10 protein-coding genes are annotated in these 13679 nt (G+C 70.0%); 6 read left to right on the top strand and 4 right to left on the bottom strand.

The window, feature by feature from the left end:
- Positions 1-256: 256 nt before the first annotated feature.
- On the bottom strand, positions 257-1144 hold the full coding sequence (locus tag ACQHII_RS03995) for an SDR family NAD(P)-dependent oxidoreductase (protein ID WP_427917880.1): 888 nt from the start codon (positions 1142-1144) through the stop codon (positions 257-259).
- Positions 1145-1215: 71 nt separating this feature from the next.
- Between ACQHII_RS03995 and ACQHII_RS03990 the strand changes: the two genes are divergently transcribed.
- The 3 genes from ACQHII_RS03990 (at position 1216) to ACQHII_RS03980 (ending at position 4854) form a co-directional block, all read left to right on the top strand.
- The gene (locus ACQHII_RS03990; RefSeq protein WP_427917879.1) at positions 1216-2166 is read left to right on the top strand and encodes a LysR family transcriptional regulator; all 951 of its coding nucleotides are present in this window, start codon (positions 1216-1218) and stop codon (positions 2164-2166) included.
- A gap of 110 nt (positions 2167-2276) precedes the next feature.
- Positions 2277-2690, top strand: a complete 414-nt coding sequence (locus ACQHII_RS03985) for an SsgA family sporulation/cell division regulator (RefSeq protein ID WP_427917878.1) — start codon at positions 2277-2279, stop codon at positions 2688-2690.
- Between the two features lie 139 nt (positions 2691-2829).
- Positions 2830-4854, top strand: coding sequence for a phosphocholine-specific phospholipase C (locus tag ACQHII_RS03980; RefSeq protein ID WP_427917877.1), 2025 nt, complete (start codon positions 2830-2832; stop codon positions 4852-4854).
- On the opposite strand, the gene ACQHII_RS03975 is transcribed toward ACQHII_RS03980, so the two are convergent.
- Both ACQHII_RS03975 and ACQHII_RS03970 read right to left on the bottom strand, forming a co-directional pair.
- Positions 4844-5869 carry a Gfo/Idh/MocA family protein gene (locus ACQHII_RS03975; RefSeq protein WP_427917876.1) on the bottom strand — a complete coding sequence of 342 codons (1026 nt, stop codon included), beginning with the start codon at positions 5867-5869 and terminating at the stop codon, positions 4844-4846. The two genes, ACQHII_RS03980 and ACQHII_RS03975, sit on opposite strands and share 11 nt — an antisense overlap.
- 101 nt (positions 5870-5970) lie before the next feature.
- Positions 5971-7071 carry a chemotaxis protein gene (locus ACQHII_RS03970; RefSeq protein ID WP_427917875.1) on the bottom strand — a complete coding sequence of 367 codons (1101 nt, stop codon included), beginning with the start codon at positions 7069-7071 and terminating at the stop codon, positions 5971-5973.
- A gap of 87 nt (positions 7072-7158) precedes the next feature.
- Here ACQHII_RS03970 and ACQHII_RS03965 point away from each other — a divergent pair, with 87 nt between their 5' ends.
- The 3 genes from ACQHII_RS03965 to asnB all read left to right on the top strand — a co-directional run bounded on the left by ACQHII_RS03965 (position 7159) and on the right by asnB (position 12013).
- A complete protein-coding gene (locus ACQHII_RS03965; RefSeq protein ID WP_427917874.1) occupies positions 7159-8586 on the top strand; it encodes a basic amino acid/polyamine antiporter in 1428 nt (475 codons plus the stop codon).
- Positions 8587-8620: 34 nt separating this feature from the next.
- Complete coding sequence (locus tag ACQHII_RS03960; protein ID WP_427917873.1) at positions 8621-9883, top strand: arginine deiminase; 1263 nt, start codon at positions 8621-8623, stop codon at positions 9881-9883.
- 288 nt (positions 9884-10171) lie between these two features.
- Positions 10172-12013 carry an asparagine synthase (glutamine-hydrolyzing) gene (gene asnB / locus ACQHII_RS03955; protein WP_427917872.1) on the top strand — a complete coding sequence of 614 codons (1842 nt, stop codon included), beginning with the start codon at positions 10172-10174 and terminating at the stop codon, positions 12011-12013.
- Here asnB and ACQHII_RS03950 read toward each other — a convergent pair.
- Positions 12002-13597: an alpha/beta hydrolase gene (locus ACQHII_RS03950; RefSeq protein WP_427917871.1), complete on the bottom strand. Its 1596-nt coding sequence runs from the start codon at positions 13595-13597 to the stop codon at positions 12002-12004. The genes asnB and ACQHII_RS03950 overlap by 12 nt on opposite strands.
- Positions 13598-13679: the final 82 nt, after the last annotated feature.

Below are 13679 nucleotides of genomic sequence, written 5' to 3'. Positions count from 1 at the left end.
TGATACTGGTGACCGGTGGCGAGGGCGAAGTGCCCCAGGTGGTTGGTGGCGAACTGCCACGCGCGGCCCTGGTCGGTGTACTGCTCGGGGCAGGCCATCACACCGGCGTTGTCGACCAGGACGTGCAGCGGTCCCTCCCAGGCGGCGGCGAAGGCCGCGACGGAATCGAGGTTCGTCAGGTCGAGCCGCCCCGCGCGCGCACCTGCTCCCTGCCGTGCGGTGCTGGTTGTGCCGTGGATCTGTGGCTGGGCCGTGGTCAGGGGGTGAGCTTGAGGTCCTGCTCGACCAGCGGTTTGCCGGAGTGCCAGTCCAGTGCCGCGCCGAAGCGCACCAACTCGCCGTAGAGCGCGGGATCGACGTGCTCGGCGAAGACGAGGTCGAGCACGGCCTCAGCGGCCTGGGCCGGCGCCTTGGCCTGGCTGAAGTCCTCGAACCAGGGGCGGGAGGTGGCCGTGTCCACCATGCCGGGGCACACGGACGCGACCAGGGTGTCCGACGCGAGGTCGTCCGCACGGCGCTCCGCGGCGACCGCGCGGACGGCGGCGACCTGGGCCACCTTCGAGGGCACGTTCAGCCAGAGCGGCCAGCCCGCCTCGGCCGTGGTCCGCTGGTGGACGGCGCTGCGCCAGGACTCGACGGCGTACTCGACCTGGTCCAGGCTCGCGCCGTCGAAGAGGTCGTGCAACGCGGGGTCGAGATGACCGAGGGTGCCGAGGCTGCTGGCGACGACGAGGAACCGGCCGCCCGGCCGCAGGACCGGTCCGAAGGAGCGCAGCATCGCGTGCGTGGCGGTGTTGGAGACGTCGATGAACTCGTCGGCGCGCTCGGACTGCGACTCCCCGGGGAGCATGCGGGCCACGGCGTTGGAGATCACGATGTCGACCCCGCCGTGGCGCTGCCGCAGCTCGTCGGCGAGGTGGGCGATGGCGTCCGTGTCGGTGACGTCGAGGACCCGGCCCTCCACCCGGCTGCGCGTGCCGGGCAGGCCCGCCACCTCGCGGGCCGCGTCGGCGACCCGCCGCTCGTCGCGACCGGTCAGCAGAACGGTGTCGTCGGGGCCCATGCGGGCCGCAAGCCCCTCGACGAGGGCGCGGCCGAGTCCCTGGTTGGCGCCCGTGACGAGGGCGATGCGTGGAGCGTTCATGCCGTCACGGTAGGAACGGTCACATCCATGCGTCCAACGAAAGTTGCGCACCGCTAGTATGCGTAATCGTCATGGACTTCACGGATGTGTCACTCACCGCCCTCCGCGTCCTCCGCGCGGTCGCCGAACAGGGGACCTTCACGGCCGCCGCCGCGTCGCTGGGCTACACCCAGTCGGCGGTGTCCCGGCAGATCGCCGCGATCGAACGCGCCGCGGGCGCGGAACTGCTGGAACGGCGCCGCGACGGCGTACGGCTGACCCCGGCCGGCCGCATCGTCATGCGCAGGGCGACGGTCGTGCTCGACGAGATCGACACCACCGCCCGCGAACTCTCCGGGCTGCCCACCGAGGCCGCGACCGTCCGTCTGGGCTGGCTGCCCAGCGCCGGAGCGGCCCTGCTGCTCCGCGTCCTGCTCGCCCTGCGCCGCAGCGACCCGGACCTGAACGTCGTCAGCCGGGAGGGCGGCACTCCGGCACTGGTACGCGCCCTGCGTGCCGGCAGCCTCGACCTGGCCCTGCTGGCGTCCGCGCCCCCCTTCCGGCCGCCGGACACCGAATCGCCCCCGCTGGTCCTGCGCACCCTCGCCGAGCGCCCGCTGTACCTCGCGGTCCCCGTCGCCCACCCGCTGGCCCGCGCGGACTTCGTCGACGTGGCCGACCTGCGCGGCCAGCGCTGGATCGCCGGTTCCTCCTCCGGCGAGGACCGCCTCATGGGCGTATGGCCCGGCCTCGACGAACGCCCCGAGATCGCCCACACCGCCCGCGACTGGCTCGCCAAACTCCAACTCGTCGCGGCGGGCTGCGGGTTGACGACGGTGTCTGCCTCCCTCGCCCCGGCCGTCCCGCCCGGCGTACGCGTCCTGCCGGTGCGCGGCGGACCCCAGGAGCAGCGACGGCTGCTGCTGGCGCGGCTTCCGGGGACGCCCGGCGAGGCGGTCGATCGGGTGGCGGCTGCCCTGCGTGCGGCCGCACTCGACGGCGGGGACACGGGCTCCGGAAAGGTCGGCATTCCGGCGATGTGATGCACGTCACACCAACTCGTTCGAGGTTCCGCGTAATGCAAACGGCACCTGCGAGGTCGTACAGGCACACGGCAATCCGGCCGACCTCTCACCCGTAGCGGAGACCGCCCATGGACATCACCCTCGAACAGCCCACCCGAGCCCGGCTGATCACGGCGGACGACACCGAGATTCCCGTGTCGGCCACGCTTCGCTACCTCGCCTCGGACCCGCTGGCGGTGCACCTCGACTTCCCGCCCGAGGTGTCCCTCGACGGTGACACGGTCACCTGGACCTTCGCCCGGGCGCTGCTGGAGGAGGGGCTGCGGCGGCCTGCCGGGAGCGGGGACGTGCATCTGTGGCCGTGCGGTCAGGCCCGTACGGTGCTGGAGTTCCACTCGCCGTTCGGGCTCGCCCTGCTCCACTTCCAGACGCCGGCGCTGCGCCGCTTCCTGCTGCGGACGTACGACGTGGTGGCCACCGGGCAGGAGGACATGGACGCGGTCGTCGAACGGGGGCTGAGCGCCCTGTTCGGGAGTGTCTGAGGGCAATTCGGCGCCAGAGCAGCGGTTTTGACTTTTGTTCACCTCCATCTCACCGTCCGGGTATGGACCTTGGCGATCACCCCGTGCACCCTTGCGCGCGGTGTGCCGCTCGGGCACGCCTGTGACGAGGGCGGAGCGCATGACACCGATCAGCCGAAGAGGCTTCGTGGGGCTCGGTGCCACCGTGGCGGCGGGCATGGTGACGGGCACCGGCGTACGACCCGCGATCGCGGCCCAGCAGGCCGCGACCGGCACGATCTCGGACGTGAAGCACGTGGTGATCCTCATGCAGGAGAACCGCAGCTTCGACCACTACTTCGGGCGCCTGAAGGGCGTCCGCGGCTTCGACGACCGCAGCGGCATCACCCTCAGCGGCGGCTACCCGGTCTTCGACCAGCCCAATGGCGCCGGCCGTCAGTACCCGTGGAAGCTGAGCGCCACCCCGGCCGCGGGCGGCAAGGACGGCGAGACCCTCGCCCAGTGCAACGGCGACCTGCCGCACTCCTGGTCCTCACAGCACTCCGCGTGGAACAAGGGGCGCCTCGACAACTGGGTGTCCGGTGTGGGGAACGTCCGCTCGCTCGGCTACCTCGACCGCGCCGACATCCCCTTCCACTACGCGCTCGCCGACAACTACACGATCTGCGACGCCTACTTCTGCTCCACTCTCAGCGCGACCGGCCCCAACCGCACCTACCTGTGGAGCGGCAAGGTCGACTCCTCCAGCTACGACGGCGGTGACGAGTCCGGCCTGACCTGGCAGAACTACGCCGAGGCGCTCCAGACCGCCGGAGTGACCTGGAAGGTCTACCAGAACGCGCAGGACAACTACGGCGACAACGCCTGTGCCTACTTCAAGAACTTCGCCAACTCCAAGGCGGGCAGCGCCCTTTACGACCGCGGCATGTCCTCCGTCCCGGCCGCCACCGGCTCGACCCCCGACGACATCGCCGCCGCCATCAAGGCCGACGTCCTCGCGGGCACCCTCCCGCAGGTCTCCTGGGTCGTCCCCAACCAGGCCTTCTCCGAGCACCCCTACGCCCCGCCCGGCGACGGCGCGCACTTCATCGGCCTCGTCTACCAGGCCCTCGCCGCCGACCCGGACGTCTTCGACTCGACCGTCCTGTTCCTCAACTACGACGAGAACGACGGCTACTTCGACCACGTCCCGCCACCCGCCCCGCCCGCCGGCACCGACGGCGAGTTTCTCAACGGGGTCCCGTACGGCTTCGGCTTCCGCGTCCCGATGATCGTCGTCTCGCCCTGGACACGCGGCGGTTGGGTCTCCTCCGAGGTCTTCGAGCACACCTCGGTCCTGCGCTTCCTGGAGACCTGGACCACGTCCCTCGGCAAACCCGCCGCCTGCCCCAACATCAGCACCTGGCGCCGCAAGGTCAGCGGCGACCTGACCGGCGTCTTCGACTTCGCCAACCCGGTCTACGGTGCGGTGTCCCTGCCCGCGACGAGCGTCATCGGGCTCTCCACCTGCGGCCCGCTGCCCAACCCGGTGCCGACGAACAACGCCCTCCCGACGCAGGAGACCGGCACCCGGCCCGCCCGCGCGCTGCCCTACCAGCCCAACGGGTACCTGGATCACCTGGAGTTCGGGTCGAGCGGCAAGATCCTCGCCTGGTTCGCCATGGCCAACCAGGGCGGCGCCGCCAAGAGCGCCGCCCATCTCTCCATCCACCCCAACGCCTACCGCGACACCACGCCCTGGCAGTACACGGTCGACCCGGGCGGCACCGCCTCCGACTTCTTCAACATCGGTACGGGCTACGGCAGCGGCAAGTACGACCTCTCCATGGTCGGCCCCAACCGCTTCCTGCGCCGCTTCCAGGGCGATGCCACGAAGGCGGGCAAGTCCGGCGAGGTGAGCACCCGTTACGCCGTCGAGTCGGGCACCGGCAAGCTCGCGATCTACTTCAAGATGGTCAACTCGGGCTCCGCGGCCGTGAAGTTCACCATCACCTCCAACCACTACCGCAGCGACGGACCGTGGACCTACACGGTCGCCGCGGGCGCGTCGACGGAGGACTTCTTCAACGCCGTCGCGTACCAGGGTGGTTGGTACGACTTCACGGTCACCGTCGACTCCGACGCGACCTGGTCGCGCCGGTTCACCGGTCACCTGGAGTCGGGCGCGGCCAGCATCAGCGGCTGACGTCGCCGTACAGCTCCGGGCGCGGGGCGAGCTCCACGGCCACCCGGCCGCCGTTCTCCAGCGCCCGGACCCCGGCCTCGGCGACCACGGAGGACGCGTAGCCGTCCCAGACGCTCGGGCCGGTGACGCGGCCCTGCCTGGTGGCGTCCACCCACGACTGCACCTCACGGTCGTAGGCGTCCGCGAAGCGCACGAGGTAGTCCAGGGGGACTTCCTCGTGCGCGCTGCCGTGCGTGGTGACGACCATCGTATGGTCCTCGCCGATCCGGGCACTGCCCGCCTCGCACACGGCCTCGCAGCGCACCTGGTAGCCGAACCCGGAGTTGACGAAGACCTCGACGTCGACCAGGGCACCGCCCTCGCTCTCGAAGAGCACGAGCTGCGGGTCGATCAGACCCTCCGGGGCGTTCGCCGACGAGCGCGGGCTGAGCACGGTCACCGCCGTGAGTTCCTGCCCGAGCAGCCAGCGGGCCGCGTCGATCTCGTGCGAGACGGAGCTGTCGATGAGCATCGCCGAGGTGAAGTACGGCGGCGAGGACACATTGCGGTGGGTGCAGTGCAGCATCAGCGGGCGTCCCAACTGCCCGCCGTCCAGCAGGGACTTGAGGCGCCGGTACTCGGTGTCGTAGCGCCGCATGAACCCGATCTGCGCCAGCCGCCGCCCGAGTCGTGCCTCCGCCTCCACCACCCGGAGCGCCCCGGTGGAGTCGGGCACCATGGGCTTCTCGCACAGCATCGGCAGCCCGCGGGCGAAGGCCGCGAGCAGCGCCTCCTCGTGCGCGGGGCCCGGCGAGGCGATGAGCACCGCCTCGACCCCGGGGGCGTCCAGCGCGGCCACGGCGTCCTCGTGCACCGTGACCGCGTCCAGACCGGCCGCCGCCTCCTTGGCACGCTCGGTGTCCGGGTCGGCCACCGCAGCGACCCTGGCTCCGCTCACCACCTGGTCGAGGCGTCGTATGTGGTCGGCTCCCATGTGTCCCGCACCCAGCACGGCCACGCCCAGCAGGTCACCCACGTGTGCTCTCCCTCTACGTCGACGATCACGCCGTAGCGTACGCCGCAGGGGAGAGGCGACCTCAGGGACGAACGGACAGTCGCAGGGACGACGAGACGGCCTCAGTAGCGCAGCACGCCCGCGATGCCGTCCGCGTCGTTCAACGTGCCGTCGGGGACGAAGCGGACCTCGGCGCCGGTCTCCAGGCACTGCTCGACGATCTCGTCCACGATGTCCTCGCGGGCGTCGAGGTCGCCGCTCTCGGCCGGGACCAGGTGGTCGCCGTGGTCGTCGCGGACCGTGACGCGGTAGTTCTCCTCGACGGCCAGCAGTCGTACCCGGCCCTCGCGGGCGTTCTGCCAGACCTCGTCGACGCCGGCCGCGAACTCCTTGCGCCCGCGCGCCGATTCGAGCTCCCGGGTCACGGTGACGGTGTTCTTCCGCGCCTCCGCGTCGACCAGCGGCCGTACGGCCTGCCACACCGCGTCGGGTGTGCCGTGGGCGAGACCGCCGTGGGGGATGTGGACCGCCCCGTTGGTGGCGCTGCCGACCTCGTCGAATGCGGAGAGGGCCGCCTGCTCGCCGGTGATGTAGAGCGGGCGCCCGTGCTCGCGCAGGATGCGGCCCATCGCGGTGTCGGCCTCGCGCAGGAAGTGCCGGGTGTCCTCGTCGCGGAAGGTGCTCGGGATGTCGCCGATCCGCTCCTGGCGTTCGGCGTCGAAGTTGTCCCGGTGGTCGCGGGTGAGCGGGAAGCCACCGGTGTGGTCCTCGGTGACCCGGTCGACACCGCCGTTCCACAGCGTGACGCGGTCGGCGGCGAGGGACAGCACCCAGAACGGGCGCTCGGAGGCCTGCGCGGAGACCAGATTGCGGGTGAGGAACGTGTCGGAGAGCACCACACGTTCGGGCACAGACCTGGCGAGGGACCACACCTGGTGCTCGCCCGGCGCGGCGAAGATCACCAGACCGTCCTCGGCGTGCGCGAGATCGATCTCGGCGAGCGCCTGGTCCAGCTGCCGGGCGACGTCGATGCGCCGGTCCCGGGGGACCGCGGGATCGGCCTCCAGCTGCTTCTTGGCCTCGGCCAGCACATTGCGCAGCCGGACCGGATCCTGGGCGTTGTCGGGCTCGCGACGATGTGTCGGCGTGAGCACGGAGACCGCGGGGTAGGGGCGCGGGCGCCGCAGTTCGGTGAGAGTGGCGGGACTCAGTGCGTGCTCCATAACAGCACGATAGGGCCGATTGACGGATGGGGCATATGGGGGAAGCCCGCCAGGCAATTGGGGCAAATGGTTGCTAACGTCCCACGGGTGACGCAAGCCGCCACCACCGAAACCCGGACCACGGCCGCCAAGCTGAGCCTGCCGACGCTGACCACCATGGTGGTCGGCTCCATGGTCGGGGCCGGGGTGTTCTCGCTCCCGCGCAGATTCGCGCAGGAGACGGGCGTGGCCGGCGCCCTCATAGCCTGGGCCGTCGCCGGCACCGGAATGCTGATGCTGGCCTTCGTCTTCCAGACCCTCGCCGTCCGCAGACCCGACCTCGACGCCGGTGTCTACGCCTACGCGAAGGCAGGGTTCGGCGAATACCTCGGCTTCTTCGCCGCGTTCGGCTACTGGGCCAGCGCCTGCGTCGGCAACGTGACGTACTGGGTGCTGATCATGTCGACGATCGGCACGATCGCCCCCTCGCTCGGCGAGGGCGACACCGTCCTCGCGGTGGTCCTCTCCTCGGCCGGACTGTGGCTCTTCTTCCTGCTGATCAGCCGCGGTGTGAAGGAGGCGGCGGCGATCAACCGGATCGTCACGGTCGCCAAGGTCGTGCCGATCCTCGTCTTCGTCGTCCTCGCGCTCTTCTACCTCAAACCCCATGTCTTCGCCGAGAACTTCGGCGGCGCCGACTACGCGGGCTCCCTGTTCCAGCAGGTCAAGGGCACCATGCTGGCCACCGTCTTCGTGTTCCTGGGCGTCGAGGGCGCGAGCGTCTACTCCCGGCACGCCCGCCGCCGCGAGGACGTCGGCCGCGCCACCGTCCTGGGTTTCCTCAGCGTCTTCGCCGTCTTCGCGTCGGTCACGATCGTGTCGTACGGCCTGATGCCGATGGGTGAGATCGCCGAACTGCGGCAGCCCTCCATGGCGGGTGTGCTGGAACACGCGGTGGGTACCTGGGGCAAGGTCTTCGTCAGCGTCGGGCTGATCGTCTCCGTGCTGGGCGCCTATCTCGCCTGGACGTTGATGGCCGCCGAGGTGCTGTTCGTCGCCGCCAAGGACGACGACATGCCGAGCTTCCTGAAGAAGTCCACGGCGGCCGACGTGCCGGTGCCCGCGCTGGTGATGACCACACTGCTCAGTCAAGTCGTCCTGGTCGTCACCTACTTCTCCGACGACGCCTTCAACTTCGCGCTGGACCTGACCAGTTCGCTGACCCTGATCCCGTTCCTGCTGGCGGCGGGCTTCGCCGTGAAGATCGCGGTCGCCGAAACCCGGGGCGGGCGGAGTGAGTTGGTGGTCGCCGGGCTCGCCACCGTCTACACCGGGTTCCTCATCTACGCGGCCGGCTTCAAGTACCTCCTGGTCTCGTTCATCATCTACGCGCCCGCCACCTTCCTGTTCGTCAAGGCCCGCAGGGAACAGGGACGTTCGCCCTTCTCGGCCCGCGAACTGGTGATCCTCGCCGTCTCGGTCGCGGGTGCCCTCGTCGGCATCGTCGCCCTGGCAGCGGGCTGGATCAGCCTCTGACCTCGCCTTCGACCTCCGGAAAGGTGTGTGCACCGTGACCAACCCAGACACCGTGGACCGACATGAGTACGGCGTCCACTCCGAGGTCGGCCGACTGCGCAAGGTGCTGGTCTGCGCCCCGGGCCTGGCCCATCGAAGGCTCACCCCGACCAACTCCGACGACCTGCTCTTCGACGACGTGATGTGGGTCGAGAACGCCCAGCGCGACCACGCCGACTTCGTCAACAAGCTCCGTGAACGCGGCGTCGACGTCGTCGAGTTGCATGAACTGCTCGCCCAGACCATGACGATCCCCGCCGCCAAGGACTGGCTCCTGGACCGGAAGATCGTCGCCAACGAGGTCGGCCTGGGCCTCATCGACGCGACCCGTGCCTACCTGGAGAGCCTCGAACCGGCCGAACTGGCCAAGTACTTGATCGGCGGCCTCGCCACCACCGACCTCCCGGACGACTACCGCACCGACTACGTCGCCCTCGCCCGCGAGTCCACCGGTGTCCGCGAATACCTGATGCCACCGCTGCCCAACACCCTCTACACCCGCGACACGACCTGCTGGCTGTACGGCGGCCTCACCCTGAACCCGCTCTACTGGCCCGCCCGGCACGACGAGACCCTGCTGATGAAGGCGATCTACACCTTCCACCCGGACTTCGCGGGCTCCCTCGTCTGGTGGGGCGACCCCGAACTCGACTGGGGGCAGGCCACGTTCGAGGGCGGCGACATCATGCCCGTCGGCAACGGCGTGGTCCTCATGGGCATGAGCGAGCGCACCTCACGCCAGGCCATCACCCAGGTCGCCAAAGCACTCTTCGACCTGGGCGCCGCCGAACACGTCGTCGTGGCCGGCATGCCGAAGCTGCGGTCCGCGATGCACCTCGACACCGTCTTCACCTTCGCCGACCGCGATCTGGTGACCCTGTACCCGGCGATCATGGACGCCGTCCACACCTTCTCCCTGCGCCCCGGCGACAAGGGCCCCGGCATCGACATCGTCGACGAGGGCCCGACCCCGTTCACCGACGTCGTCGCCAAGGCACTCGGTCTGCCCGAACTGCGGGTCGTCGAGACGGGCGGCGACATCTACGCCTCCGAGCGCCAGCAGTGGGACAGCGGCAACAACGCGGTCGCGCTGGAGCCGGGCGTGGTCTTCACCTACGACCGCAACACCCAGACCAACACCCTGCTGCGCAAGGCCGGCGTCGAGGTCATCACGATCGTCGGCGCCGAACTGGGGCGCGGCCGGGGTGGCGGTCACTGCATGACCTGCCCGATCGTGCGGGACCCGGTGGACTTCTGAACTGCCGGGTGGGCCGGGGATGTTGATGAACTCTTTGCCCGTGGCCGGTTCCTGACGAGCACCGCCCGGTGGGACGCCGGGCGGCGGATCTCGCGGACGCAAAGCACGGCTGAAAGCGGTGGGGTGGCGCGGCCGTTCAGGTTACGGGCATGTTGACCGACCTCGCTGCCGTGACCCACGCTCGACATGTAGGTGCTAGATACAACTGGTTCGGCGGGGGTACCCCCACATCCGGAAACACCCAGGTGATCCAGGATTCTCCAGCCGACCGGACGCAGGAGGTAACGCATGTGCGGCATCACCGGCTGGGTCTCCTTCGACCGTGAACTGCGTACCGAGGCCGCGACATTGGATGCAATGACCGAGACGATGGCCTGCCGCGGCCCGGACGACCGCGGCATCTGGGCGCAGGGCCCCGCCGCCCTCGGACACCGCCGGCTCGCGATCATCGACCTGCCCGGCGGGCACCAGCCGATGACCGCCGACACGGCGGACGGCACGGTCGCCCTTGTCTACTCGGGGGAGACCTACAACTTCACCGAACTGCGCCGCCAACTCGCCGACCGGGGCCACAGGTTCACCACCGACTCGGACACCGAGGTCGTCCTGCGCGGCTATCTCGAATGGGGCGACGCCGTCGCCGAACGCCTCAACGGCATGTACGCCTTCGCGATCTGGGACGGCCGCCGCGACCGACTCGTCATGATCCGGGACCGCATGGGCATCAAGCCCTTCTACTACCACCCCACGTCCGACGGCGTCCTCTTCGGCTCCGAACCCAAGGCGATCCTCGCCAACCCGCTCGCCCGCGCCCGGGTCACCCTGGACGGACTGCGGGAGCTCTTCACCATGATCAAGACACCCCAACACGCCATCTGGGACGGCATGTTCGAGGTCGAGCCCGGCACCGTCGTCACCGTCGACCGCACGGGCCTGCGCCGCCGTACCTACTGGCAGTTGGAGACCCGCCCGCACACCGACGACCGCGACACCACCGTCGCCGCCGTCCGCACCCTCCTCGACGACATCGTGCGCCGCCAGCTCATCGCCGACGTGCCCCGCTGCACCCTGCTCTCCGGCGGCCTCGACTCCTCCGCCATGACCGCCATCGCCGCCCGCCAACTCGGCGAGCACGGCGAGAAGGTACGCAGTTTCGCCGTCGACTTCGTCGGCCAGAGCGAGAACTTCGTCGCCGACCAGCTCCGCGGCACCCCCGACACGCCGTACGTCCACGACGTGGCCCGCGCCTCGGGCACCGACCACCAGGACATCGTGCTCGACGCGCAGGCCCTCGCCGATCTCGACGTACGGGCGAAGACGATCCGGGCCCGCGATCTCCCCATGGGCTTCGGCGACATGGACGCCTCGCTGTACCTGTTGTTCCGCGCCATCCGCGACCAGTCCACCGTCGCCCTGTCCGGCGAGTCCGCCGACGAGGTGTTCGGCGGCTACCAGCAGTTCTTCGACGAGGAGGCCCGGCGCGCCGCCACCTTCCCCTGGCTGGTCCGCTTCGGCCGGGACTTCGGGGACGACGCCGGCGTCCTGCGCACCGATCTGACCGAGGCGCTGGACACGGAGTCATACATCGCCGACGGCTACCGCACCGCCGTCGCCGGCGTCCAACGCCTCGACGGCGAGAGCGACTTCGAGTACGGCATGCGGCGCATCTGCCATCTCCACCTCACCCGCTTCGTGCGCATCCTGCTCGACCGCAAGGACCGCGCGAGCATGGCCGTCGGCCTGGAGGTCCGGGTGCCGTTCTGCGACCACCGGCTCGTCGAGTACGTCTACAACACGCCCTGGTCCCTCAAGTCGTACGACGGCCGGGAGAAGACCCTGCTCAGGGAGGCCACCGCGGACGTCCTCCCGAAGTCCGTGTACGACCGGGTCAAGAGCCCGTACCCGTCCACGCAGGATCCGAAGTACGCGGTCGCGCTCCAGGACCACGCCAAGGACCTGCTCGCCCGCCCTTCTCACCCGGTCTTCGACCTCGTGGACCGCGACAGGCTCCGCCAGGTCGCCCACCGCGACGCCCCCATCAGCACCCAGGCGGGCCGGCGCGGTCTGGAACGCGCCCTCGACCTGGCCCTCTGGCTCGACCTCTACAAGCCCGAGATCTCACTCGCCTGAGGGAGAGGTGTCCGGCTGGCAGGAACTCCCGCTCGGCGGCAGCGAGCCGTACAGCAGGAACTCGTTGACCTTGGTGTGCACACACTTGGAAGACGCGTAACCGGTGTGGCCCTCACCCTTGTTGTCGAGCACCACAGCCGAGGAGCCGAGCCTGTGTGCCGTCTCCACGGTCCAGCGGTACGGCGTCGCCGGGTCGCCCCGGGTGCCGATGAGCAGCATCTTCGACGTGTCCACGTTCTTGACGTCGTCGCGGATGTAGTCGGTGCCCTTGGGGCGGCCGTAGCACATCAGGACCTCGGTGAGCCGGTAGCGGCCGAAGACCGGTGACGCGGCCTGGTACTCGGCGCGCAGTCCGGCCAGGTCCTTGGTGATCCGCTCGGCGGTGGGGCGGTCGGGGTCGTCGGCGCAGTTGATGGCCATCAGCGCGGCCGGGAGGTTGTCGAGCGGCACGTTCTGCGCATCCACGAGGCCACCGCCTCCGCCCAGTCGGGGCAGGGCGGCACCGCCGGACGAGAACGCCATCACGGCGCGTGTGTCACCATCCTCCACCAGTGAGGCGATGGCGCGCTCCAGGGACGGCCACAACTGCTTGCTGTACAGCGCCTGACTGATGGCGCCCACCAGATCCTGGCCGGAGAAGGTGTCCCCGAAGTCCGTCTGCACGGGGTCCTGGTCGAGCGAGTCGACGAGTCCTACGACCCGGTCCGGCGCCGACCGCGCGTCCGTGCCGAACGGACAGGCGATGTCCTGCACACACCAGTTGAGGAAGTCCTCCAGCGCGGTCTGCTGCCCCTCGGCGCCCGCCCTGCCCTGCTCGGACAGCGGCTCGGTGAGGGTGTCGACGCCGTCGAGCACCAACCGGCCGACCTTCTTGGGGAATTGGGCCGCGTACACCGCGCCGAGCCGCGTTCCGTATGAGAAACCAAGGTAGTTGAGCTTCTTGTCGCCGAGGGCCTGGCGCATCACGTCCAGGTCCCGGGAGGCGTTGACCGTGCCTATGTGGGGCAGGACCGGGCCGGAGTACTTGGCGCAGACGGCCGCCGCCTTCCGCAGCTGCTTGAGGACGACCTTCGGATCGCCGCTGTCGATGTCCGCCGGTTCCTCGTCCGCCGCGGCCGAGCCCTGGTCGGCGCCCGCGCCACAACTCACGGGGGAGGACTGGCCGACGCCGCGCGGATCGAAGGTGACGACGTCGTAGCCGTTCGTCAGATCCATGAACTCCTTGCCGTCCGAGGCGAGTTCACTGACGCCCGCACCGCCGGGACCACCGAAGTTCAGCAGCACCGAACCCCTCGACTTCCCGGTAGCCCGATAGCGGGCCAGCGCGAGATCGAGCGTCGCCCCGCGGGGCTTCGCGTAGTCGAGCGGGACGGTGACCTTCCCGCACTGCAGATCCTTGGGCGCGTCCGCGTTCTTGCACGCGGCCCACTTCACCTTCTGCCGGTAGAACCGGGACAGGTCGGGCCGCGGCCCGACGTCGGCGGTGGCCAGCGTGGGCAGCCCCGCGCCGAGCAGTGCCAGCGTGAGGACCCCGGTGAACGCGCAGCGCCGGAACACGGGCCGCGATGACAGCCTGGCCAGCATCAATGCCTCCAAGGACGCGCTGTGACCAGCGCCCTCGATCACGATAAGCGGGCCTCACGGGGCCCGCCTCCCGGCGAGCGGA

The sequence above is a fragment of the Streptomyces sp. cg40 genome, assembly GCF_050320165.1.
Lineage (GTDB): Bacteria > Actinomycetota > Actinomycetes > Streptomycetales > Streptomycetaceae > Streptomyces > Streptomyces hokutonensis.
Note: the sequence above shows the minus strand (reverse complement) of the source record. Positions and strands in the feature narration are given on the sequence as shown.

What these genes read in the sequence shown, in the direction of transcription:
- ACQHII_RS03995 (WP_427917880.1), bottom strand. Translation starts at nt 1,144, where the DNA reads ATGAACGCTCCACGCATCGCCCTCGTCACGGGCGCCAACCAGGGACTC.
- ACQHII_RS03990 (WP_427917879.1), top strand. Translation starts at nt 1,216, where the DNA reads ATGGACTTCACGGATGTGTCACTCACCGCCCTCCGCGTCCTCCGCGCG.
- ACQHII_RS03985 (WP_427917878.1), top strand. Translation starts at nt 2,277, where the DNA reads ATGGACATCACCCTCGAACAGCCCACCCGAGCCCGGCTGATCACGGCG.
- ACQHII_RS03980 (WP_427917877.1), top strand. Translation starts at nt 2,830, where the DNA reads ATGACACCGATCAGCCGAAGAGGCTTCGTGGGGCTCGGTGCCACCGTG.
- ACQHII_RS03970 (WP_427917875.1), bottom strand. Translation starts at nt 7,071, where the DNA reads ATGGAGCACGCACTGAGTCCCGCCACTCTCACCGAACTGCGGCGCCCG.
- asnB (WP_427917872.1), top strand. Translation starts at nt 10,172, where the DNA reads ATGTGCGGCATCACCGGCTGGGTCTCCTTCGACCGTGAACTGCGTACC.
- ACQHII_RS03950 (WP_427917871.1), bottom strand. Translation starts at nt 13,597, where the DNA reads ATGCTGGCCAGGCTGTCATCGCGGCCCGTGTTCCGGCGCTGCGCGTTC.